Source organism: Paenibacillus soyae, assembly GCF_024623455.1.
GTDB lineage: Bacteria > Bacillota > Bacilli > Paenibacillales > Paenibacillaceae > Pristimantibacillus > Pristimantibacillus soyae.
Genome location: NZ_JANIPJ010000003.1, coordinates 26,302 through 49,642, shown reverse-complemented (window position 1 = coordinate 49,642; position 23,341 = coordinate 26,302). Strand labels below are relative to the sequence as shown.

Genomic DNA, 23,341 nt, shown 5'->3' with positions numbered 1-23,341 from the left:
TCCGGGCAAGCCATGCGTATACTATAGCTGTCTGGGCTCCATTATTTGGATCGTAGCACAAACGATTCGATTCTGATAGTACCAATTCGAGTGACGAAGGTCTCTTTACATACCTATAGGGGGTATGATATGATGAGTATAGATTCAAAATACCCCGCGGAGGTATCTAATATGATTGTAGAAGACAAAAACGACGGTCAGACGGCGGAGGCATGCTGCCATTCCGATTCCGAAGAAGGCGCAAGGAAAAGCCATCACTCCGATAAGATGAAGCAGGGTCTCGTGTCCCGGTTGAACCGGATCGAAGGGCAGATTCGCGGCATTAAAGGGATGATCGAGAAGGATACGTATTGCGATGACGTGCTTACGCAGATTGCCGCCGCGCAATCCGCACTTGGGGGCGTCGCGAAGTTGCTGCTCGAAGGCCATTTGAAATCCTGCGTCATCGAGAGAATTCAAGCCGGCGAAGACGAAGTGGTGGAAGAGCTGCTCTATACGATTAATAAGTTAATGAAGTAACCATACCATTGAGAAAGGGGATTATACGAAATGAAACAATCCGTATTGAAAGTAGAAGGCATGAGCTGCGGTCACTGCGTAAGCGCGATCGAGAAAGCGTTGGTACAGGTGGGGGCAAGCGGCAAGGTGGATCTGGCAGGGAAGAAGGTAGCGGTCGATTACGATGAATCGAAAGTATCGCTGGGCGCGATCAAAGCCGCAATCGAGGACCAAGGCTACGACGTCGTCTAAAGAGGGGTCTGGAGATAGAGTCATGCAAAGAAATTGGAAATGGATAGCGCAAGGCCGCTTCTATCGCGCTGCGGTCCTTGCTTTCGCCTTGACCGCAGCTTTAACGGCTTGCGGAGGCAATGGCGATAACGGCGGTGGCGGGCACGAAGGACATGGAGAAGGGTCCGTAGTGGCAAGCGCTCCGGAGACCGCGCAAGCATCAAACCCTACCGGCGGACATGCTGGCCATGATTCAGGCAGCGCCCACTCGCAGCACGGTGAAACGGCGGAAAGCGGCATCGCGATGGAGTGGAGCTTCGCGCCTCAGAGCCCGAAGGCCGGCGATACCGTCACGATAACGATGACCGCGCGGGACGAGAACGGCGAGAAGGTGCAGGAATATGAGCTCGGGCACGAGAAGGAGATGCATCTCATTGTCGTACGCGAGGATTTGAGCGAATTTTACCATGTGCATCCAATCAAGAGGGCTGACGGCGAGTTTACGCAGGAGATGACATTGCCAAGCGGCGGGACGTACAAGCTGTTCGCCGATTTTATCCCCGCCGGGCATGAGCAGATGACCGCTTCCGGAACGCTCGAGCTGGCAGGGAACGAGAACGTGTCGCCGCCTCAGCCGGACGGCAAGCTCCTTCGCTCCGAGCAAGGAGTAGAGGTCGAACTGGCGCTCTCCAGCACGAAGGCGGGAGAGGAATCCGAGCTTGCTTTTACGCTAAGAGATGCCGCTTCGAAAGCCGGGCTGACCGACTTGGAGCCTTATCTTGGAGCGATTGGTCATGTGGTCATCATCAGTGAGGATACCGAGCATTATTTGCACGTTCATCCCATGAACGAGGATGACAGCGGTCCTGTCGCAAGGTTCGCGACCGCCTTCCCGGAGGAAGGGCTGTACCGCATCTGGGGACAGTTCCAACGGAATGGCGAAACCTTCATCGTACCTTTCACGATCCAAGTAAACAACTGAAATTGGACAGGGCTGCCCTGCGGACAACGTCGTAACGTTGCCTGCCGGGCAGCCCTTATTAGTCGTATATATTTAACCGGTCTGTCCCGAAAGCGGAAACAGCGCGTTATACCCCGCATGAATTGCAAACAACATGTAAGCTAAGCTGCGAATACCCAAACATCCTAAAACAACGGAAGCCCTACCTCTCTTCCATCCTTGCGGCTCCGATGACCGCGCCAGTGTGAATCAGAATAACGTCGTGAAACATGAGTTCGGAATGGTCAGTCAAGAAATCAAATCAGAGGGAAATAGAAATCTAACTGGGGATATATAGGGGTTAAATATTACATTCTTTCAATAATAACATATCTGCGAGGCGAACGCAAGGTTTGCATGTCTCTCCTAATTCTGGACATGCTAAGAGGGGAAAGGGGGAGAAGTGTGTCGGAATTGATTGAGATCGTCTTGCGCACGCTTGCCGCCGTTGTTGTTATGTTCTTGCTGACGAAGGTGCTGGGCAAACGGCAAATATCGGAGCTGTCCTTGTTCGAATATATAACCGGCATCTCCATCGGCAATATCGCGGCGTACGTTTCCTTGGATTTGCAGAACACATGGTATCTCGGCATTGTTTCGCTAATCGTATGGGTCGCCGTTTCCGTGGGTATCGAAATATGGACGATGAAGAGCATAAAGGTCAGAGATATTATCGACGGCAAAGGCCGGGTTCTTATTCAGGGCGGCAAGCTGTCCAAAGAGATGATGAGGAAGGAAAGGCTGACCCTTGACGAGCTGCTTGAACAGCTTAGAAGCAAGGACGTATACCGGGTAGCGGATGTTGAATTTGCAGTGATGGAGTCTAACGGAGAGCTTAATGTCCAATTGAAGAAAGAACATCAACCCATTACGCCTGCGATGCTTGGGTGGAAGATGGGAAACGACCAACCAGCGCGCACCCTTGTCATGGACGGACATGTCATGCACGAAGAGCTTAGGCTTGCCGGGAGAAATGAAAATTGGCTCAAGCATGAGCTGGACCGGCACAAGCTTAAGCTAGAGGACGTCTTTCTGTCCCAGCTCGGAAGCGACGGCAGTTTAACGTTCCAAACGGTGGACGGGCGCAACGTATCGATGAAGAATAGCACGAACGCCGAAGAGAAGGTAGCCTCTCTCGCCAGTCAGCTTCAGGAAGAGCTAAGAAGGCTTGAACGGCTGGCGCAGAACGAAAAAGACGCCAAGCTGTACCGACGCGCTCAATTCCACTTGAGCCAGGGGGCAGAGAAGCTGAAGGCAGACGGAGAGACGGATGCCATGCGCGAGCAACAATAAAGGAGGCGGGCCGCTTGTTCCGTACCCGCCTCAAATTGCGCATATATATAGGAAGAGATTTTTTCGTCAGCGGCGTGTTTGCCATTCGGTCGGCGTGTTCTGCCCAGGCACCGTAATTCGTTTTGGCATGACCGTGCCGCCGTCGAATTGATACTGAACCACTTCGTTAAACTTATCGATCCATGGCGTTAGCGATCGGCCGCCCCAAGCTTCTTTGGCGAATTGGGCAAAGTAGTTGTTAAACTCCATATTGGCCGAGATATGCACCTCTTGGACGGACGGCAAGTATTCGCGGATCAGGGAAGCAATGGTCTGCTTCAGTTCATGGGACAAGTTATTGTGGTCGTTGACGGTGTAATAGGAGTTGTAAGGAGAAGCGAGCAATCGCCCGTCAGCGTATGGACTGCCAGTATCGGCGTTAAAGACGCCGGCATTCGAGCCCGTATTGTCCTGCTCCTCCGTACCGCCCGAGCCAGTCGTTCCGACGGCCGTCCAATCGAGTAGGATGGCGGCATAGGCGTTCTTGTCTGTCAGCATAACGATTGCCGAAGCGATTCCGTTGAGCGAGCTAACCTTATTAGACAGTGTGGAGCTGTATTCGAAGAAGGCATTGTCATGATGATAGCTGCTTCCCGTGACGTTGCCGTACGCTTTGGGACCGATCATCTTCGGATCGCCGGACTTCCGGCTGCCGTAATCGTAGTCGCTCTGCTGGACGAGCTGCTCGTAGTTGCAGCCTGGGACGAAGCTGATTGCGGCTGCGGATAGCAGAAGGATGGCCATTCGTTTGATCATTGCGGCTAGACCCCCATTTCGTAATAGACATGACCTTAGTGTTGATTATGGAGGGGGAAATATACGTTTCCAATCAGATACATAATCGACCATGGGTTTGGTGCACAATGTAAGGGAGAGCGAACCTCCGAAAGGCAGGCAAACGGGAGTTTTCGACAACGGGAGAAGGGCTGAAAAACGGCTAAAATATGCGTTTTTGACAGCTTTGAGAACAATTTGTGAACTCTCTGTGGAACATTGACAAATAGGGTTCCCAACTTTATATTTAATAAAGTGCTTTAAGTTGCAGGAGTTGTCATAACATCTGTGAAACACGCAGCAAAGCCGCTTGCCACGTGACTTTAGGCAGCTGCGAAAACGTCAAAAGTGGGGTTGATTAATGATGAATCGGTGGCAATATTTTAAACGGCTTGCGCCCCTAATGGCCATTATGGCGTTAGTGCTGGCCGCTTGCGGACGGGAAGACTTGTCGACGCTGAATCCCCAGGGTCCCGTAGCGGAAGAACAATTCGGACTGATGGTAACGGCAATTCTCATCATGTCTCTCGTAATTGTTGTCGTATTTGCAATTTCTTTGTATGTAATTATCCGTTTCCGCAGACGTAAAGGAGACAAGACGGTTCCAAAGCAAGTGGAAGGGAACCATAAGCTGGAGGTTATCTGGACGGTAATTCCGATCATCCTGCTTATCATCCTTGGCGTGCCTACGGTACAATCGGTATTCAACCTTTCGAAGGACTACAGCAACGATCCTGACGCCGTTAAGGTCATCGTGACGTCTCATCAGTACTGGTGGGAATTCGAATATCCGGAGCTAGGCATTAAGACGGCTCAAGAGCTTGTTATTCCGACAGGCAAGACTATCTCGATCGAAGCCAAGACGGCCGACGTGCTTCACTCGTTCTGGGTTCCGTCGCTGGCGGGCAAGATCGATACGAACCCTGGCGGCAACACGAACTACATGTACTTCTCCGCGCCGAAAGAAGGCGTTTACTTGGGCAAATGCGCCGAGCTTTGCGGACCGTCGCACGGTCTGATGGACTTCAAAGTGAAATCCGTCGATCCTGCTTCGTTTGACCGTTGGGCAGCGGCCATTCAAGAGCCGGTAGCTCTTCCAAGCGATCCTGCGATTGCTGAAGCATTCGAGAACAAATGTCTGACTTGCCACGCTGTAGGAACCTACGGTGGACCTGCCTTCCCTAACTTGACAGGTATCGGCAGCCGCGAGAGCGTAGCCGGCATTCTGGTCAACGTGGAAGCTGATGATAAGAAGTACGAACATGAAGATACCGTGTACAACAATCTCTACAAATGGATCAAAGATCCGAACGGAGTTAAGCCAGGCAACCTGATGGCTGGCCAATACGACCTGACGGAAGAAGAGATTGAAGGTATTGCGAAGTATCTGTCCGAGCTTACTCTAGACTTCGAACAATAATACGATCATCAGTGATTGAAGGAGGTACCTACCTTGGCTCATGCACACGCGCATGCGGTCAAACGTTACAGCGGCATTATGGACTGGCTGACTACGGTTGACCATAAAAAAATCGGTATTTTGTATTTGATTGCGGGGGGATTTTTCTTCCTGATTGGCGGATTGGAAGCGATTCTGATCCGGATCCAATTGTGGAAGCCGCAAAATGATTTCGTTGGTGCGGATACATACAACGAATTGCTGACGATGCATGGAACAACGATGATCTTCTTGGCCGCGATGCCAATCATCTTTGCTCTCATGAACGCCGTCGTTCCGCTCCAAATCGGCGCGCGCGACGTCGCGTTCCCGTTCGTTAACTCGCTCGGCTTCTGGACGTTCCTCTTCGGCGGTTTGCTGCTGAACGTGAGCTGGATCGTCGGCGACGTGCCTGACGCAGGCTGGACGTCTTACGCTCCTTTGGCCGGCACAACTTACAGCAACGACCATGGTATGGACTACTATGTATTAGGTCTACAGATCGCCGGTATCGGTACGCTGATCGGCGGTATTAACTTCCTGGTTACGATTATTAACATGCGGGCGCCAGGCATGACGTTCATGCGCATGCCGATGTTCACTTGGTCCGCATTCATTACGTCGGCTCTGATCCTGTTCGCATTCCCTGCCCTGACCGTTGGTTTGGCGGCGCTGATGTTCGACCGTTTGTTCGACGCGAACTTCTTCGATCCATCCGCAGGCGGCAACGCGGTATTGTGGGAGCATATTTTCTGGATCTTCGGGCATCCTGAGGTTTATATTCTTATCCTGCCGGCATTCGGCATCATCTCGGAAGTTATTAGCACATTCTCGCGTAAACGCTTGTTCGGTTACAGCTCGATGGTATTCGCGACAATCTTGATCGGCTTCTTGGGCTTCATGGTTTGGGCGCATCACATGTTCACGGCGGGTCTTGGACCAGTGGCGAACGCGTTGTTCTCTATCGCAACGATGCTGATTGCGGTACCAACAGGCATCAAGATCTTTAACTGGCTGTTCACGATGTGGGGCGGTTCCATTACGTTCCCGACCGCGAACCTGTTCGCGGTAGGCTTCATCCCGACATTCGTAATGGGCGGCGTAACGGGCGTTATGCTCGCGGCAGCGCCTGCCGACTTCCAATATCATGACTCGTACTTCGTCGTCGCGCATTTCCACTACGTTATCGTAGGCGGCTTGGTGCTTGGTTTGTTCGCCGGCGTTCACTACTGGTGGCCGAAGATGTTCGGCCGCATTCTGAACGAAGGACTTGGCAAGCTGACGTTCTGGACGTTCTTCATCGGTTTCCATCTGACGTTCTTCGTCCAGCATTTCCTTGGTTTGATGGGGATGCCGCGTCGTATCTGGCAGTACCTGGACGGCCTTGGCTTTAACGAAATGAACTTGATTAGTACGATCGGCGCCCTGTTGATGGGTCTCGGTACGATCATCTTCCTGATTAACGTTGTCGTAACCTCGGTGAAACCGAAGAACGCGCCTGCGGACCCATGGGAAGACGGCCGTACGCTGGAGTGGACGATTCCATCCCCTCCGCCGGAATACAACTTTGCTCAAACTCCGCTTGTACGCGGATATGACGCCTACTGGAAAGAGAAGCAAGACGGACACAGCGGCATGACGCCGGCTGAACCGCTTGGCCCGATCCATATGCCGTCTCCGTCGATTCTGCCGTTCTTCATGGGCCTTGGCTTCTTCATCGCCGGTTTCGGCTTCATGTATGCTCCGGATTGGGGTCATTTCATGGGCACGGACCTGACGGTCGGCCACGCGATCGGCATCGGTGGCTTGCTTATCGTATTGATCTGTATGCTTCTTCGTTCCGTAATCGACGATCATGGCTTCCATATCGAAGAAGATGAAATTAAGAGGGATCTAGGGGGTAAAGCATGAGCGCGCACTCGCATGTAGAAGGACAATTGCCTCATGAGCCGGAGAAGGCCACCCTTGAGGGACGCAATAAAGTATTAGGCTTCTGGTTATTCCTTGGCGGGGAGACGGTACTGTTCGGAACGCTGTTCGCGGCGTTCCTTGCCCTCCGCCATCAAGTGCTGGACGGTCCGACCCCGGACCACCTGTTCGACCTGAAACTTGTCGCTTACGCTACCGCAATCCTGCTCACGTCGAGCTTGACGAGCGTATTCGCGATTCAAGCGATGCACCAGCACAAAGTAAAAAGCTTGATCAACTGGTTGATCGTCACCGTTCTGCTCGGTGCGGGCTTCCTTGGACTCGAGATTTACGAGTTCTATCATTACGTGCATGAAGGCCATGGCTTCACGACGAGCGCATTCAGTTCTTCCTTCTATACGTTGGTCGGCTTCCACGGCGCTCACGTCTTGTTCGGTATCCTGTGGATCACGCTGCTGATCATTCAGCTCGCAAGAAAAGGTCTCACCGTCGTAACGGCGCCTAAAGTGTATGTAGCCGGTATGTACTGGCACTTCATCGACGTTGTATGGGTATTCATCTTCACCGTTGTGTACCTGATGGGAAAGGTGGTTTAACGAAATGGCAAGCAATCACACGGCCACGGAGCAAAACACCAAGCGACACAAAGTCGAAGGACCCAAAAAGCATATCATCGCGTTTCTATTCTCGGTTCTGTTGACGTTCATCGCCTTCGCGACTGTCATCAGCGGAGAGATCAACAAAGACTTTATCTACATCATCCTCATCGGAACGGCTATCCTGCAAGTATTCGTACAGATGGCGTTCTGGATGCACATGAAAGACCGCGGGCATCGTTACGCGATTATCGGCATTCTATCCGGAGTAGTCGTCGTATTCACGGCGGTCATCATGGCTGAATATTGGGTTTGGTGGTAAGACTGTAAACTAAAGAGAGGAGGGTCCCAAGATTGTGGGTCCCTCCTCTTTCGTAAAATCGGCTTTGTCCTTTATGAAAGGAGCTTCCTAAGGTGCTAGACTTAAACAAATATTTCTCCTTCGCCGAGCTGTGGAACCCTATGTTTCTATTTGCGATGATCGGTGTCGTGATCCTGTATTACTATATGATCGGTCCGTGGAGAGAGAAGCATGCTCCAAGCGAACAGGCAGCAACGCTCAAGCAGAAAACCTTGTTTGTCGGCGCGATCGTGCTGGTGTACCTGTGTCATGGCGGTCCGTTTAATTTGCTTGGACATCTTATGTTTACTTTCCATATGGTGAACATGTCGATCTCGTATTTGATCGTGCCTCCTATGGTGCTTCTGGGGATCCCGGCGTTTCTGTGGCGGGCGGCGTTTTCGGCTAGCTTCTGGAGGAAGCTCCGACTGTTCATGCATCCGATCGTAACGCTTGTCCTGTTCAATATGCTGTTCTCAATTTATCATGTGCCGATGGTTCATGATTACGTCATGACGAACTTCACGGTGCATCGTCTTTATTATGTGGTTCTGTTCATAACGGCATTCATGATGTGGTGGCAGATCGCTTGTCCGGTACCGGAGTGGAATAAGATTACGGACGTCAAGAAGATGGCTTATGTTTTCGCCAACGGCGTGCTGCTGACGCCAGCATGCGCGCTTATCATCTTCTCCGACGGCGGGATGTACGCGACGTACAACGATCCGCAAGTATGGGCAACCGCGATGGGGTACTGCATGTCCGGCGATACGAGCTACCTGATAGGGGAATTCGGGGGACCTCAGTTCTTCAACAAGCTGGGCGTGATGGATGATCAGCAGCTAGGCGGCATTGTGATGAAGCTGGTGCAAGAGCTGATGTATGGGATCATCCTGGCCTATATCTTCAAGCAATGGTTCAAGCGCGAGCATGCCGAGGACGATTTGCCGAACCCAGAAACTGCTTAATCGGAGAGGATTAACATGGACATCAAAATACTTATGCCAACGGTGAGCACCTTCTTCATCGTCCTGAGCGCTACGCTTGTCGCGATCGGCTGGAGGCTGGCCGTTAAGCGCAAGCTGGAGCAGCATCAGAAGGTGATGTTTAATGCGGCGATCGCGGCGGTTTTGTTTTTTATCATCTATGCTTCCCGGACGTTCATCATCGGCAGCACGCCTTATAACGGTCCGGACGGGCTGAAGCCTTATTATCTTGTATTCTTATTGTTCCATATTGTGCTCGCGACCGTCGCTGCCGTGTTCGGCATTACGACGATCACGCTTGGCTATCGCAAGAAATTCGCGAAGCATCGCAAACTGGGCCGGGTTACGTCGGTCATCTGGTTTTTTACGGCGATAACAGGTGCAGCGGTATATTCGATTCTCTACGTGCTGTATCCCGCGGCAGACGCTAAACCGTTATTTGAAGCGATTTTCGGCTAACTGCTGGAATAGGAATAACCGTTCTCTTAGGAGAGCGGTTATTTTTTTGAAAAAATAGGGAATGGATGGTTGACAAAGAGGCACACTGTACATATACTGTGTATATAGATATATACAGTATATAAACGAACACAGTATGCACACTTAAGAGCAAGCACAAAAAAAGCTTTGGACAGCTAAAGGGAGGCGGTCGCTTATGACCACTTGGCAAGGCGGATGGTATCTGGCGAAGGAAGAGTTCAGAAGAATCAGATGGAAACATGTTATGACGATCATTTTCATTGGGTATCTTTCTCTCTTCCTCGTGCCCATGTTTGCTGACACTTATGAAGGGGAAGAGATGGGAATGATGTACTGGGCGGTGGACTTCGTCACGCTAACGCTGCTCCCTTGCCTGGGATTTATGTCCACTCAATCATTCGGGCATTATTGGAAGTCGGATCCTTATACGAAGAAGCTGGCAGCATGGCGGGTGATGCCGATTAGGCCCAACCAAATCGTACTTGGACGAATCCTCCTTTTTATATTGAACGCGCTGCCGGCTCTCATTGTTTTCTTCCTTATCTTTTACCTTGTTGTCCGAATGGAGGCCCCTGATATTGAACTGGCCGCATTTATTCCATTCGCCATTATGTGGATCGGCTATTCGATAGCGATGGGCATCCTATATATCTACTTCGAAATCGGATTTTCCGGCAAAATATATTTCTGGTTTTGCATGATATTTACACTCGGTTTCCTCATCGGAATGATCATTACCTCTCTGTTGTTGAAGAAAAGCCTCATCGTGGAAAGCTACAGGCTGTGCGAGGAAGGCGGATGGTGGATGGCTCTAATCGGACTTGTGTTAGTTGCGGTCTCCATCTATATCGGGCGTCCGCTTCTGGAGAAGAGGCTGAAGACGCGAAGTTATTCCAGTTAAGCGAAAGCAGGTGAAGCGATGCGGCTGCCCATACAGATTAATGAACAAAGCGCCGAACCTCTCTATCACCAGATCGAGGTTCAATTAAGGGCTCTGATCGTCAGCGGACAGCTGGAGGAAGGAACGCTGCTGCCTTCCATCCGGGAGCTGGCGCAATCAGTGAAGTGCAGCGTCATCACCGTCAAGCGGGTATACAGTGACTTGGAGGGCGAAGGGCTGCTCCGAACTAGACAAGGCACGGGTACTTACGTTGCGAAGGTTGGCGAGCAGGAACGCGACCGCCACAAATACGCGTCGGTGATCGAAGCCTTGGAACAGGCCTTGATGGCAGGCAAGCGAATGCAGTGCACGGAGGAAGAAATGAAGGAGCTGTTCGAGGAATCGCTCCGTCAGCACTATAAGCAGGGAGGAGAAGCATAATGGGAGCATGGGAAGAGGAGACGGCGATCCGGTTCGCGGGAATCTCGCAGCGAAAGCCTAATTTCAAGCTGGGACCGATCACATTGGACATACCAAAAGGCTATATAACGGCGATCGTCGGACCGAACGGCAGCGGCAAGAGCACATTGTTCCGGATGGCGCTTGATCTCGAGAAGCCAAGCGAAGGGACGGTTACGCTGCTGGGTGAGCCCGTCGGTCAAGGGGATGACGTCGAGGTGAAGCAGAAGATCGGCTTCCTGCCGGAGGAAACGCTGCCTCATGAGGATAAGCTTACCGCGCGGGAGAAAGCAAACTTCAACAGCTTCTGGTATAAGGATTGGGATGTGAACCGTTATCAGGATTTGCTGCTCTCCCTGCAGGTGAACGACAATCTGCAGCTGGGCAAGATGTCCAAAGGCATGCGGAGAAAATGCGAGTTCGCGCTTGCTTTATCCCATGCGCCGGAGCTGCTCCTTCTTGATGAGCCCTCCTCCGGACTCGACCCGCTCGCATGGAAAACGATGATTGAGATCCTGCATCGTTACATGGAGCCTGGCAACCGGACGATACTAATGACCTCCCATATCGTGGAAGAAGTGAAACGATTAGCCGATTTTATCGTATTTATGGCGCAGGGCAGAGTGCTCGGCGTCTACGAGAAGGATGAACTGTTCAGCAGTTGGTTCACCTTCTTCGTTAGCGGCGATGGCTTGACGGCGCAGAAAGCGGCCAGTATGCCGGGCGGCAGCGGAGTAGAACCGGCAGGGAACGCAACCTATCGGATCACGACGGGCAAAGCGTTCGAGGCCGAGCAATGGTGCGAAGCGAACGGCTTGCAGATCGTAGGCAGACAGGCGCTCGAGCTGGACGAAATCATGAGCACGTTACTTCAGCAAGAAAGCATAGGAAGACGATAAAGGATAGCGAGGGGAAACGCGACATGAAACCATTGGTAGTCGAAAATGTGGTGAAGCAGTATGCCGACAAAACAGCGGTTAACAACATCAGCTTCGAGGTTAACGAGGGCGAGATCTATGGTCTGCTCGGCGCGAACGGCGCCGGCAAAACAACGACGATGCGCATGGTACTGGGGCTGATCTATCCGGACGGAGGCACGATCAAGTATCACGGTAGGCCCTACAGCAACGAGCAGTTAAGCAAGCTGGGCTACCTGCCGGAAGAGAGAGGACTGTATCCGAAGGTAAAAGTCAGCGATCAGATTCTGTACTTGTCGCAATTGCGCGGCATGTCCAAGAAGGATGCGGATCAGAACCTGAAGCGCTGGCTCGAGAGATTCGAGGTGCCGGAGTACTATAACAAGAAAGTCGAAGAGCTCTCGAAGGGCAACCAGCAGAAAATCCAGTTCATCGCGGCGGTCAATCATCGACCCAGCATCGTCATCTTGGACGAAGCGTTCAGCGGACTCGATCCGGTCAACGTGGAGCTGCTGAAATCAACGGTTAAGGAGCTGCGCGATTCCGGCACGAGCATCTTGTTCTCGACCCACCGCATGGAGCATGTCGAGGAGCTGTGCCGCAACATTACGATCCTGCACAAATCGAATACGGTGCTGAAGGGCAACATCAAGGAGCTGAAAAAACAGTATCCGAGAGAACGCGTTATCCTGGCGACGGAAGGCGAAGTGCAAGGTCTCGAAAATATTGCGGGCGTAACGGGAGTTAAGAGGCAGGAATACGGCTATGAGATCGGCATCAAGAACGAAGCGGCAGGAGGAGAGATCCTGCGCAGCGCAATGGCACAGACGACGATTACGAAGTTCGAAATCAAGGAACCGACGTTAAACGAAATCTTTATCAAAACGGTAGGTGATCGCCATGAATAGTTTCTGGACGGTAGTAGGATTTACGGTTCGCAACAAGATGAGAGGAAAGGCCTTCCTCATCACGACTCTAGTAATTGCTATCATTATGTGTATCGGCGTCAACGTTCCTTATATCATCGAGCAGTTCGATAAAGGCGGCAAGAAGATCACGAACGTCGGGTATATCCAGTCGGCAAGCGAAGAGCTCGCGGCAGGCTCCGCAACCGGCGACAGCTTGAAGGTATACTTCGAGCAGCAGGAAGACGCCAGCATCAAGCTGGTGCCGTTCGAGGACAAAGGCGATACGGCGGCCAACGAGGATCAGCTGAAGCAAGCGATTCAGGATAAAACGATCAAAGGCTATCTCGACTTCGGCGCCATGTCGGATAGCGGCTTCCCGGAGATGACGTATAAGTCGGAGAAGCTGATGGAGTTCTCGCAGACGGGCGCGCTGCAAACCGCGCTGCAAACCATCCGGATGACTACCGTACTAAGCGACGCGGGCCTCACCGACGAGCAAATGAAGCAGCTGAATACGCCGATCAATATCGAATCGGTTCAAATCTCGGCGACGGAGGACGGGGCAACTGGCCGAACGCCTTCGGAGCAAGGCGTCAACATGGGCTTCATCTACGTCATCATCATCTTCTTGTTCATGGCGATCATGACATCGGGTCAGCTCATCGCTGCCGAGGTAACCGCGGAGAAGAGCTCGCGCGTCATGGAAATTCTGATCACGAGCGTCGCGCCGCTGAAGCAGATGTTCGGCAAAATATTCGGCATGTTCATCGTCGTGCTGAGCCAGGTTGCGCTCTATGTTATCGTGTTATACGTTAACGTGACGCTGCCGCATAACAAAGAAACGTTAATCAACTTCGACATCGACCTAAGCAAAATCGAACCAAGCTTGATCATCTATGCGCTGCTGTACTTCTTCACGGGCTTCTTCCTGTTCGCGACGCTCTACGCCGCAGTCGGCTCCATCGTCAGCCGGACGGAGGACCTCGGCCAGGCGACCATGCCGATGACGCTGATCTCGCTTGCCGGCTTCTACATTTCGATCTTCAGCTTGAGCTCGCCGGACAGCATGCTGGTGAAAGTCACCTCGTTCATCCCGCTGTTCTCGCCGTTCGTCATGCTGCTCCGTCTCGGCCTGACCGACGTGCCGTTCTGGGAAGTCGCGATCTCGATCGCGCTGCTGCTCGTCGCCATCTACGTGGCGGTCTACATCTCGGCTAAGATTTATCGCACGGGCGTCCTGATGTACGGCAAACGTCCGAGCTGGAAAGAGATTCGTAAAGCTATGAAGGCTTATAAGATCTAGTTTAAAAAGGATGATGACAAGTTGGAACAATTTCTGCAACAGCTGCAAGACTCAAATCCGATCTTACAATTCCTTGGGGTTATGCTTGTAGGAATGATCCCCTTTCTCGAAGGATACTTTGCAGTACCTGTAGGGATTGCGCTCGGGTTCCCTGCCGTGATGACGATCGTAGCGGCAATCGTCGGAAACTGGATTTCGGTTATGGTTGTTATCCTGGCCAGCGATCGCGTTAAGCAGTGGCTGCAAAGAAGAAAACCGTCCGAACGTAAACAGGAAAAGCACAATAAACGTCTGGAACGCGGGCAGAAGCTATTCCATAAGTACGGTGTTCCCGGAGTATCGCTTCTAGGTCCATTGTTGATCGGAGACCATATCGCGGCATTAGTTTGTATCGCAGCGGGCGCATCGAAACGATATGTGATGATATGGCAGACGATTGCCATAGTCGTATGGGCTGTGGGTATGGGGATTCTGGTGCTGTTAGGAATCAATGTTGTAAAGTAATTCATTCCAAGGAAACAGAAGAGAACCTTTGATTCATGGCTAGCATGGATGTATCAAGGGTTCTCTTCTTTCATGCAACGTCACGATCATACTGGAGGTCGAGTTCGATGAGCGAAGAGAATCCGTCGGGCAACAATAATAATCGAAACAAAAAGTTTGCTTCAGGTATGGCGCTTGGAGTTGCTATCGGAGTCGCCCTCGGGGTGGCGTTAGATAATATCGCAATCGGTATAGCCATTGGCGCCGGATTGGGAGCTGCATTCAGCGCAACAGCATCTAAGCCACCGAAAAGCAAGTAAGCAGGAGGATGAAGAAAGGAAGGCTTGCCGATGCAGAGGATTAAGATGATGTATAAATTATTTTTAAGCGAGCCTCTATGGTTCAAGATCCTTATCGTTTCCATGCTTCTCATTGCCATTATCTTTAGCGGTTCATCGTTTAATGGGTACTATCAGAGCGCTGCTAAACTTGCCGCTGCAATATTCTTCCTCTCATACGGCATCAAATTTAGAAGGAGCACTCGAATTGCCGTTCTCTTCTTTGCGGTTGCGCTCATCTCGCTTTATCTGTCTTGGGACAACTTTAGCGGAGCATAGATGTATATCGGGGAACGATAGAACACAAATCATTTACGATTGGAGATCGTTATCCCGTCTAATCATAAGAGTCGGTTGGGAGTCCAAGCTAAGCTTGGGCTTCTTTTGTTTATGCAGAAGGAACTAATCGATTAGGGAAAAGGCCGTTTTACCGCCCGTCGGCACTCATATCAACCACGGACAACGACCGCAACTCATGACAATAGCTCCCCATCCCGCATGCGTATTCAGCGCTTCCCGCATCAATTTCCATCCGCATTACGTGAGCCGGGTTTTCCGTAAAAGTTGATGCCTGCCGCTTCACGGGACACCTCGCTTAAATAATTCGGGTTCATGCGAACATTATTAGCCGCCGATTACAAGGTCAGATTTCCTTTTCGCGCCTAATTCGCCCAAAGACTACTCTACTATTTATGGAGCTCTCATTGATTACTCGTAATAAATGGCGACGTATGGGAATTCGAGCTTTTTCAAGCGGTATTCCTTCGGCGTCATGGACATGTACTCGCGAAATACTTTTCCGAAGTAGCTGGGACTTTCGAATCCGCAAAGCCGACCGATCTCCTGAATCGGCAATTCTGTTGCGCGAAGCATGGAGAGAGCAGCTTCTACCCGGCGCTCTCGCAGGTAGGAAAGCGGCGTGATGCCGATTGATTTTTGGAACAGCCTGCACAAGTGGTATTTATTAATTCCGCAATGCTCGGACAATAGTTCAAGCGTAATGGGGGATGCATAGTGCTCCCGCATATATTTTTTTGCGCATTCTACGATTGTGGACGATGTGATGCTTATATCCTTGGACTGCTCCTTGCTTGTCCGAACCAACGTAAGCATCCATTCGTAGGCCTTGGCGGATAGCAAGTATTTATCGGTCACCTTCTCTTCGCCAATCATTCGCAGAAGCGTCCAAAGTTCCAGAATCAGGGGAGAGCCGGAAGCCCTTTTAAGAAGCGGTCCTTCTTGTTCTATGACGAGGTTCCAAATGCGGTTGGCTTCTTCTCCTCGCAGGTTTAACCAAAGAATCTCCCATGGTTCATGATGAGGCTCGTAATAGTATCGGTGTCTGCTTGGCACCTTGACGAGGAATGCCGTGCCTTTAGACAATGAATAACTGCGGCCCTCAAAGTCAAGATAGCCTTGACCGCTAATCGTATACTGGAATATTACGTGTCCCGTATCCGGGCGGTCGTCGCCATAGAAGCTGTATTCTGGACTGCGAATAATCTGCCAGCCAATAGAGTCAATTGTCAAAATCGATGTATCCTCATTTCGGAAGGCAAAGGAATAAGAGTCCATTTTTAATTAGCTCCTAATTCATAAGATCAATTTTATTATATTTTAATGCAATATCTTAAGATTGTCTTCCTCCTGTCACGCATATAAGATCGATGTAGAAAAGGAGGGAAAGGCGATGACGACGAGTGATCTGGAATTGAAGCTGATGCCAGATGAATACTGGTGGGGCGGCCGGGCTGCAGATGGAAGAAGCATGCCTTACGGCATGGAGTTGTTCGAAGCGGAACTGGGGGCGACCGATAAGGGGAATCAGGCTTGTCCTTTATTACTATCAAACAAAGGCAGATTCGTCTGGAGCGAAGAGCCGTTCGCTTTCCGGTTCGAAGAAGGGCGTCTGCGAATCGGCGCTAACTCGGGAGAATTAATATCAGGCGACGGCTTCGGAACGTTGAAGGGAGCCTATCTTCATGTGTCCCGTACGTACTTTCCGCCGGTTGCTTCCATTCCGGAGGAGCTGTTGTTCACGGCTCCGCAATATAATCTGTGGATCGAGTTGCTCTATGAACCGACGCAAGAGAAAGTGATTCAGTATGCCAAAGATGTTCTCGCTCATGGTATGCCACCCGGCGTTATCATGATTGATGATAACTGGCATGGACCATATGGCACGTGGACCTTCGATTCGAGTCGCTTCCCCGATCCGAAGAGCATGGTGGATGAGCTGCATTCCATGGGCTTTCAGGTCATGCTGTGGGTATGTCCATTCATAAGTCCTGATTCTCGCACGTTCAGAAAGCTGGAGGGAACGGGAGTACTGCTGAAGGACCGGGAGGGTAAGACGGCGATCCGCAAATGGTGGAACGGCTACAGTGCCGTACTGGATTGCACCAATCCGGATGCGGTGAAATGGATGCAGGAGCAGCTGGATTTCCTGCAAACCGAGTATGGGATCGATGGCTTTAAGCTGGACGCGGGCGATATCGAGTTTTATGAAAATGACGATTGCAGCTTCGTCCCGACTACCTGTAACGGGCATTGCGAGGCGTGGGCGAGAGTGGGGCTGAAGTATAGACTCAACGAATATCGAGCTTGCTGGAAGCTTGCCGGCCAGCCTCTCGTGCAGCGGCTGAAGGATAAGTGCCATGAGTGGCAGGGGAACGGTCTGGATGCTTTGATTCCGGACGGATTGGCGCAAGGATTGCTTGGTCATGCCTATACATGCCCCGATATGATCGGCGGAGGCGAGTTTTTGAGCTTCACTTCCGCCAGATTGGATGCCGAATTATTCGTCCGATATGCCCAATGCTCCGCTTTGTTCCCCATGATGCAGTTTTCGGCGGCTCCTTGGCGGGTTTTGGATAAGGAACACCTGGAGTATTGCGTAGAAGCAGCTAAGCTGCATACACGAATGGGACAAGAAATAGTGGAGCTTGCCGAGCAATCTTCCGTTAGCGGGGAGCCGATCCTGAGGCATATGGCGTACGAGTTTCCGGAAGAAGGAATGGAGCTGGTACGGGATCAGTTCATGCTGGGAAGCTCTTTGCTGGTAGCGCCAATCGTAACGAAGGGAGCCCGAACACGGCAAGTCGTCTTTCCTTCCGGTTCATGGGTTGGAGATGACGGCAGCTTGATGGAAGGACCGTCCGTACAGTGGATCGATGCGCCTCTCAGCAGGCTTCCGTGGTATAGAAAGCGTCAAGCAGACTAGTCGTACTTACAATTTTAGGTAGTATAAATATTAGACGAAAAAAAGCCCAAGCTATGCTTGGGCTTTCTCTATTCTGCCGATCCTTCCCCGTTCCCGCTGAAGCCTTTCGCCAAAGGGGGAATGCCGGGGAACGTCAAGGAGAGGCTAGCCCGCTCTGGTGAACCTTCTCCAAAGTGGCATGCGTAGTCTTCATAATATCGACCATTTCCTTATACGGCTGGTCCTGCTGATTAACGAGTCCGGTGTTATAGCTCTCGCCGTCCGGACGCCCGGTAACCGGTTGGTCGTAATAGGAGTACCAGCCTGAACCGACAAACAACGGATGCGCGGCTTGGCTTTCGGCAAAAGCTTGGTACGCCAGTCCTCTCTCCCTCACGCTTGTTGTCCTCGTTCCCACATTGATATAGGAAAGACCGCGTTCGGACGAGCCGAACGAATGCTCCAGATTGAGCAGCGGCTTGCCGAATGCTTCGTATCTGGATATCCAGCTAGCGTCTCTAGAATAGACGTCGACGGAGAAGGCATCGACGAAAGGCATTGCCGCCTGATCCCACTCCAGGCTCGTGCGCCAAGTCGGAACGATGGACGTCCCCAGGAACAGATGGTTCGGGTCGTATTTCTTCATTATATCCCTGATCATCGAATGGTACGTTCTGGACGCTAGCCTGATATAGTCCGATACGATAGCCGTAGGAACTTTGGCGATATCGATTCGGGTATTCTTCAAAGCGTCGAACGAGGCTGCGTTCGTACCCAGAGCCTGATTGGCCGAGGCGAGGCTGCCGTTATATCTTTGGGCGACAAAATCAACGAACGCGCTCTTCGCCGGAGAGGTTGAAGAGTAGGTAAGCACCTCTTTTACGATTTCGGCATTCCAGCCCGCTTCATTATCGTAGGTATAGCCGATCAGCCATTTGCTGTATCTCGTGTTTTGGAGCTGCGCCTTCAGCGCGTTCTCGATGATGGGCCCGCTCTGCGGATCGAACATGTCGTACGACCATAGGATTCTTCTCAAATTCGAGGGGTCCTGCAGCGATTGAATGTACGGAAACGTGAAGTTCCGCGGTTTGGTCCACTTGCTGAAGGTGTTGAAGCCCCATTGGATCAAACGCTTCTTCGTTATTTCCTCCCATTTCGACTCGTAATCGCTGCCGTATTTCTTCATGACGTTCGCGACGACGAAGCTGACATATTCGCCGTTTGCATCCCTGGTGTAAGAGGGAGCATAAACCGTCCGATCGGGCAATTCCTCGAAAATTTTCTTGAGCGTGCCGTCCGGCTTCAGAATCGGCGTCTTATAGCCGGGCTCCCACAAGCTTGTCGAGTCAATTCCTTTCACTATAAAGGGATAGCCATCCGGCGTAATGAACCACCATTTTCCGTTGATGGTCTGAAGTCTGAAGTAGCCGGTGGCGGCTTGCTTTCCTAAGCTTTTGATGCCGCCATAAGGATCATATAATGCGGGATCCAGCGAAACATTCGCCAAGGCGGCGGCCTCGGCCGCATATTCCTGCCGCAGCTGGGCTTCGGTGGTCACTTTGCCCGGCCAGTCTTCATTCATCCATTGGCCGAATCGATCCGCCAGCAGCGCCTCTTTCTTCAGCTCGGCCTGCAATTGTTCCGCGGTAAGCGCGGGTCCCGGAATCAGATTGCTAATGCCTGTTCCTCTAACAAGCTCGACTTCCGTCAGCGGAATATGTTGGTACGCTTGGGTGCGCCTAATATTCAGCACGATAAACCGGGCCATCTTGTCCGACATCGGGACGGCTACCGAATAGTTGAGTGCGCTTCCCGTTCTTACGTGCCTTGCCGCAATGTAATACCCCGTCGCCGATTCGGGGCGGTACTTGACGGTAATGTCCTTAAATCCCCAATATTGGTTTGGGGAATTGAGCACGACTCGGATTTCGCTCAGCGGGTAGTCCTTGAGCAGATCGATGACGACATTTACGGTTGATTGCGAGGTCGCGCTGCCCATCCAGCCTGCGTAAGCGGATGTTCCGTCGAACAAGACGCCGTTCGCCGCGGAAATAACCCCGGACTCGTTATAGTCGGGAGAATTCCCTCCGTTCGGAGCGGGGCTGTGAAGATAGTTGCCTGTCCTTAGCATAAGGCCTTCCCCTCCAATTTTACCGATTGGGACGAAAATGGATGCGACGACGAATGCCAACAAGCAGGTCAAAATACGATTGCAACGATATTTGGAACTTGTATTCATCCTATGTAAAACCTCCGCTTAGTGTGATACTTCGTTTATCGTCATTCCGATAAGTTTTTGTGAAGCGCAGATCAGGGTGGTGAATAAACTAGCCGGGTCGGACCGTAATTCTCGTCGAAATGAAGGCGGGAAACTCCCTCCTCCGGCACAATGCGCCTGACGCTTTCGTTCTTTTGTCCTGCAAGAAAATGCTAGGAGCGATGTCGAATAGGCTCAGAAGCGCGTTAAAAGGAATAAAATCATGATGTTTTTGGAAATCAAGCGTTATTATTTTGATTGAAACAGCTTTATTTTTATTATTTATAGAATAAATAAACCGTTTTCATGATTGACGGCGATTCTATTCGATGGTTGCGAATTATGTCGACTAACATGATCGTGTCAGAAATTTTCGGGACATCCGTCCACAGCCCCATTTCTGGCGACTGCTGCATCGTATTTTTTGCATAATTGGAAAATCGGCGGAAATCTGGAAGCGCAAACAACCTTTATATGACAAGGAAAGCCGTTAGATTATGGGGATGCGGAATGAGTCTGAAGGCGGATAGATCGATGAAAGTCATAAAGCGCTTTCAAATGACAAATTTATCATTTTTGTAGGCAAAAGCGGATACGTTAAAACTTATGAATTGGATAAATTAGGAGTGAATTCTTATAAATTTCATTCGTAAAATGAGAAAGAAAGGCTAAATGACAACATGTCTTTATTCCCTCAAGAAATGCGATAATCTATGGCATACTAGTCTCAAAGTTGAAGCTTGGCAGAGAAAAAACTAAATTATTACTAATATTAAAACTTCCTAATTATAGTTGTTTTAATTGTCGATTTGTAGCAATCTTAATTTACCTGACGGAGGGGACGAGAAAAGTAAGTTCGGAATTGGAGGAAGTCGTAATGGAAATTTCGAATCAAGAGCAGAAGCGAATAAGGCTGAAGCTATTTCTGAACATATTATCCGAAGATCCTTCAATGGCAGGCGGGGAAAAACTGCCGAAAGCCAATTCGCTCGCCGACCTCCTTGTTTACACCGGCTATTATCCAAGTAACGGCACCATAGACATGGCCAGGGTCGTGACGCTTCTCCTTAAAAAGCTTGGCCATGAGGCGTGCTCGGAGGACATGGTGGAGCATGTCATTAACGGAGGAACTTTAGAGGAATTTATAAACAAACGACAGGTAAGGGCGTCGGGATAACGGAGAGAGGATAGAGGTGGATACTTCTATGCTATTCTCATGCCCAAAAGTTCGCGTTTTGAATAATGTTTATATCTAAATATTCGTTACGAGTACGTATTAAGCTGATCAAAATAAGATTTTACGAGTAATGGAGGAGACCTCGTTGGAATTGAAACATTACTGGAACATCGTCCAAAAAAGACTGCTGTACATTGCACTTCTGATTATCGTCGTTTGCACGGCCGTAGGCATCTACTCCTTCTCGTTCATCAAGCCGCAGTTCGTGGCTTCGTCTACGCTGATCGTCAACGATTTCAAGGACAGCGCCGAGCTGCTGCCGAGCATAGACCCAGGATCCATTACCTCCACGATCGGGCTCATCAAAACCTACAAAGAGATCGTGAAAACGCCTAGCATGATGAAAAAAGTGCTAGCCGAGCATCCGGAGCTTGCACGCTCATACAGCGAGCTCAGCGGCAAGGTTACCGTCGGTTCGGTGAACGAAACGCAGATTATGATCATCACCGCCCGCGAGGACTCCTACGAGAAGGCGGCCAATGTGGCCAACGCCGTTGCCACCGTGTTTCAAAAATCGGTTCCCGAGCTGATGAAAGTCGACAACGTTGCCGTCTTGGACTTGGCTGATCCAAGCGAGCAGCGCGGCCCGGTGGCGCCGAATCCGATCATGAACATTGCCGTTGCATTCATCTTGTCCGCGATGGCGGGCATAGGCCTCGCCTTCCTTCTGGAGCATTTGGATGAAACGGTCAAGAACGAAGAAGACGTCGAGATGCTGCTTGGAGCTCCGGTGCTGGCCTCGATCCCGAGGTTCAAAAAAAGCGACACCTCAGAACCAGGCAGCAATATGACGATGACGCGAGGAGCAGGGAGGGGAAGCAATGTCTCGCTTGACACGTAAATGGAATCTGATTACGGAACGAAATCCGGGCTCTCCCATCTCCGAGGGGTATCGGATGCTGCGGACGAACATCGAGTTCGCGACGAACGAGAATAAACCGCAAATCATTTCGTTTTCCTCGGCCCAACCGGGTGAAGGAAAAAGCACGACATGCGCCAATATGGCGGTCACATTCGCTCAAGCGAACAAACGGGTGCTGGTGATCGATGCGGATCTGCGAAGACCGGCGCAGCACAACATTTTTTCCGTGTCCAACCATAAAGGCTTGACGACCGCCTTGCTGAACCGGATGGAGCCGCAGGAGGTCATCCAGCGGACGAATACGGACAAGCTGTCCGTTCTCGCCGCAGGTCCGACTCCTCATAACCCGTCGGAGCTGCTGTCGTCGGAGGAAATGGACAGCCTGCTTAAGACGTTGAGGGAGGCCTACGATGTCATCCTTATCGATACGCCGGCGATCATGTCCGTGACGGACGCTCCAATCGTTGCGGCTCAAAGCGATGGCGTCGTTATGGTGATCGATTCGGGGAAGGTGAAGAAAGAGGTCGTGCTCAAAGCGAAGGCCTCTCTCGCGCATGTACAAGCCAAGCTAATCGGAGTCGTACTCAACAACGTGAATCGCAAACAAATGATTTCCTATTCCTAGTCATACAAAAGGTTCGGTTCTCAGTACCGAGAAGGTTGGATGAAGCTAGAAACTGAGGAGCGGAGCGTAGCAGCGCTACGTGAGCACCGGAAGTTTCGGCTGAATTCAAGATTCGATGTCGAGTAAGCTTCTAGAAATACCTCGTAATGGGAACTGAACGGAAGGTAATGTCTCCTGCACCTTTATCACCGGAGGCACTCGGTCATGCTGTGGGTCGCTTGGCCTTAGACGTTAATCGTCAAGGGCGTGACGTGAGGGGGGGTTAG

General features: G+C 51.1%; 25 protein-coding genes. 22 read left to right on the top strand and 3 right to left on the bottom strand.

Features of this window, described 5'->3' with window-relative positions; translation table 11 throughout:
* Positions 1-171 precede the first annotated feature (171 nt).
* From NQZ67_RS05345 to NQZ67_RS05330, 4 genes are all read left to right on the top strand, one after another.
* Positions 172-519 (top strand): metal-sensitive transcriptional regulator, encoded by a 348-nt coding sequence (locus NQZ67_RS05345; protein ID WP_257443479.1) that lies wholly within the window; start codon positions 172-174, stop codon positions 517-519.
* A 30-nt stretch (positions 520-549) separates the two neighbouring features.
* Positions 550-750: a cation transporter gene (locus tag NQZ67_RS05340; protein WP_257443477.1), complete on the top strand. Its 201-nt coding sequence runs from the start codon at positions 550-552 to the stop codon at positions 748-750.
* 22 nt (positions 751-772) lie between these two features.
* The gene (locus tag NQZ67_RS05335) at positions 773-1,711 is read left to right on the top strand and encodes a DUF8832 domain-containing protein (protein ID WP_257443475.1); all 939 of its coding nucleotides are present in this window, start codon (positions 773-775) and stop codon (positions 1,709-1,711) included.
* A gap of 423 nt (positions 1,712-2,134) precedes the next feature.
* Positions 2,135-3,022 carry a DUF421 domain-containing protein gene (locus tag NQZ67_RS05330; protein WP_257443473.1) on the top strand — a complete coding sequence of 296 codons (888 nt, stop codon included), beginning with the start codon at positions 2,135-2,137 and terminating at the stop codon, positions 3,020-3,022.
* Between the two features lie 66 nt (positions 3,023-3,088).
* Here NQZ67_RS05330 and NQZ67_RS05325 read toward each other — a convergent pair whose 3' ends face one another.
* A complete protein-coding gene (locus tag NQZ67_RS05325; protein ID WP_257443471.1) occupies positions 3,089-3,817 on the bottom strand; it encodes a hypothetical protein in 729 nt (242 codons plus the stop codon).
* A gap of 379 nt (positions 3,818-4,196) precedes the next feature.
* On the opposite strand from NQZ67_RS05325, the gene coxB reads away from it, so the two are divergent.
* The 14 genes from coxB to NQZ67_RS05255 all read left to right on the top strand — a co-directional run bounded on the left by coxB (position 4,197) and on the right by NQZ67_RS05255 (position 15,171).
* Positions 4,197-5,255 carry a cytochrome c oxidase subunit II gene (gene coxB, locus NQZ67_RS05320; RefSeq protein ID WP_257443469.1) on the top strand — a complete coding sequence of 353 codons (1,059 nt, stop codon included), beginning with the start codon at positions 4,197-4,199 and terminating at the stop codon, positions 5,253-5,255.
* Between the two features lie 78 nt (positions 5,256-5,333).
* Positions 5,334-7,184 (top strand): cytochrome c oxidase subunit I, encoded by a 1,851-nt coding sequence (ctaD, locus tag NQZ67_RS05315; protein ID WP_257444048.1) that lies wholly within the window; start codon positions 5,334-5,336, stop codon positions 7,182-7,184.
* On the top strand, positions 7,181-7,798 hold the full coding sequence (locus NQZ67_RS05310) for a cytochrome (ubi)quinol oxidase subunit III (protein WP_257443467.1): 618 nt from the start codon (positions 7,181-7,183) through the stop codon (positions 7,796-7,798). The genes ctaD and NQZ67_RS05310 overlap by 4 nt, the downstream gene beginning before the upstream one ends.
* Positions 7,799-7,802: 4 nt before the next feature.
* Positions 7,803-8,120, top strand: a complete 318-nt coding sequence (locus NQZ67_RS05305) for a cytochrome C oxidase subunit IV family protein (protein ID WP_257443465.1) — start codon at positions 7,803-7,805, stop codon at positions 8,118-8,120.
* A 92-nt stretch (positions 8,121-8,212) separates the two neighbouring features.
* Positions 8,213-9,106, top strand: coding sequence for a cytochrome c oxidase assembly factor CtaG (gene ctaG / locus NQZ67_RS05300; RefSeq protein ID WP_257443463.1), 894 nt, complete (start codon positions 8,213-8,215; stop codon positions 9,104-9,106).
* A 15-nt stretch (positions 9,107-9,121) separates the two neighbouring features.
* Positions 9,122-9,583 (top strand): DUF420 domain-containing protein, encoded by a 462-nt coding sequence (locus NQZ67_RS05295; RefSeq protein WP_257443461.1) that lies wholly within the window; start codon positions 9,122-9,124, stop codon positions 9,581-9,583.
* 196 nt (positions 9,584-9,779) lie between these two features.
* Positions 9,780-10,505 (top strand): hypothetical protein, encoded by a 726-nt coding sequence (locus tag NQZ67_RS05290; RefSeq protein ID WP_257443459.1) that lies wholly within the window; start codon positions 9,780-9,782, stop codon positions 10,503-10,505.
* An 18-nt stretch (positions 10,506-10,523) separates the two neighbouring features.
* Entirely contained in the window at positions 10,524-10,925 is a 402-nt protein-coding gene (locus NQZ67_RS05285) for a GntR family transcriptional regulator (protein ID WP_257443456.1), read from the top strand.
* Positions 10,925-11,842: an ABC transporter ATP-binding protein gene (locus NQZ67_RS05280; protein ID WP_257443454.1), complete on the top strand. Its 918-nt coding sequence runs from the start codon at positions 10,925-10,927 to the stop codon at positions 11,840-11,842. Before NQZ67_RS05285 ends, NQZ67_RS05280 begins: the two co-directional genes overlap by 1 nt.
* 23 nt (positions 11,843-11,865) lie before the next feature.
* Complete coding sequence (locus NQZ67_RS05275) at positions 11,866-12,768, top strand: ABC transporter ATP-binding protein (protein WP_257443452.1); 903 nt, start codon at positions 11,866-11,868, stop codon at positions 12,766-12,768.
* Positions 12,761-14,071 carry an ABC transporter permease gene (locus tag NQZ67_RS05270; protein ID WP_257443450.1) on the top strand — a complete coding sequence of 437 codons (1,311 nt, stop codon included), beginning with the start codon at positions 12,761-12,763 and terminating at the stop codon, positions 14,069-14,071. The genes NQZ67_RS05275 and NQZ67_RS05270 overlap by 8 nt, the downstream gene beginning before the upstream one ends.
* Before the next feature lie 21 nt (positions 14,072-14,092).
* On the top strand, positions 14,093-14,575 hold the full coding sequence (locus tag NQZ67_RS05265; RefSeq protein ID WP_257443448.1) for a small multi-drug export protein: 483 nt from the start codon (positions 14,093-14,095) through the stop codon (positions 14,573-14,575).
* 107 nt (positions 14,576-14,682) lie between these two features.
* On the top strand, positions 14,683-14,874 hold the full coding sequence (locus NQZ67_RS05260; RefSeq protein ID WP_257444073.1) for a glycine zipper domain-containing protein: 192 nt from the start codon (positions 14,683-14,685) through the stop codon (positions 14,872-14,874).
* Between the two features lie 30 nt (positions 14,875-14,904).
* Positions 14,905-15,171, top strand: coding sequence for a hypothetical protein (locus NQZ67_RS05255; protein ID WP_257443446.1), 267 nt, complete (start codon positions 14,905-14,907; stop codon positions 15,169-15,171).
* A gap of 429 nt (positions 15,172-15,600) precedes the next feature.
* On the opposite strand, the gene NQZ67_RS05250 is transcribed toward NQZ67_RS05255, so the two are convergent.
* On the bottom strand, positions 15,601-16,422 hold the full coding sequence (locus NQZ67_RS05250; RefSeq protein ID WP_257443444.1) for an AraC family transcriptional regulator: 822 nt from the start codon (positions 16,420-16,422) through the stop codon (positions 15,601-15,603).
* A 160-nt stretch (positions 16,423-16,582) separates the two neighbouring features.
* On the opposite strand from NQZ67_RS05250, the gene NQZ67_RS05245 reads away from it, so the two are divergent.
* Positions 16,583-18,115, top strand: a complete 1,533-nt coding sequence (locus NQZ67_RS05245; protein WP_257443440.1) for a glycoside hydrolase family 31 protein — start codon at positions 16,583-16,585, stop codon at positions 18,113-18,115.
* Positions 18,116-18,248: 133 nt separating this feature from the next.
* Here the strand turns inward: NQZ67_RS05245 and NQZ67_RS05240 are convergent, their stop codons facing one another.
* A complete protein-coding gene (locus tag NQZ67_RS05240) occupies positions 18,249-20,225 on the bottom strand; it encodes an alpha-amylase family protein (RefSeq protein WP_257443438.1) in 1,977 nt (658 codons plus the stop codon).
* Positions 20,226-21,228: 1,003 nt separating this feature from the next.
* Between NQZ67_RS05240 and NQZ67_RS05235 the strand changes: the two genes are divergently transcribed.
* The 3 genes from NQZ67_RS05235 to NQZ67_RS05225 all read left to right on the top strand — a co-directional run bounded on the left by NQZ67_RS05235 (position 21,229) and on the right by NQZ67_RS05225 (position 23,075).
* Entirely contained in the window at positions 21,229-21,528 is a 300-nt protein-coding gene (locus NQZ67_RS05235; protein WP_257443436.1) for a hypothetical protein, read from the top strand.
* A 145-nt stretch (positions 21,529-21,673) separates the two neighbouring features.
* Positions 21,674-22,429 (top strand): YveK family protein, encoded by a 756-nt coding sequence (locus NQZ67_RS05230; protein WP_257443434.1) that lies wholly within the window; start codon positions 21,674-21,676, stop codon positions 22,427-22,429.
* Positions 22,410-23,075: a CpsD/CapB family tyrosine-protein kinase gene (locus NQZ67_RS05225; protein WP_257443433.1), complete on the top strand. Its 666-nt coding sequence runs from the start codon at positions 22,410-22,412 to the stop codon at positions 23,073-23,075. Before NQZ67_RS05230 ends, NQZ67_RS05225 begins: the two co-directional genes overlap by 20 nt.
* Positions 23,076-23,341 lie beyond the last annotated feature (266 nt).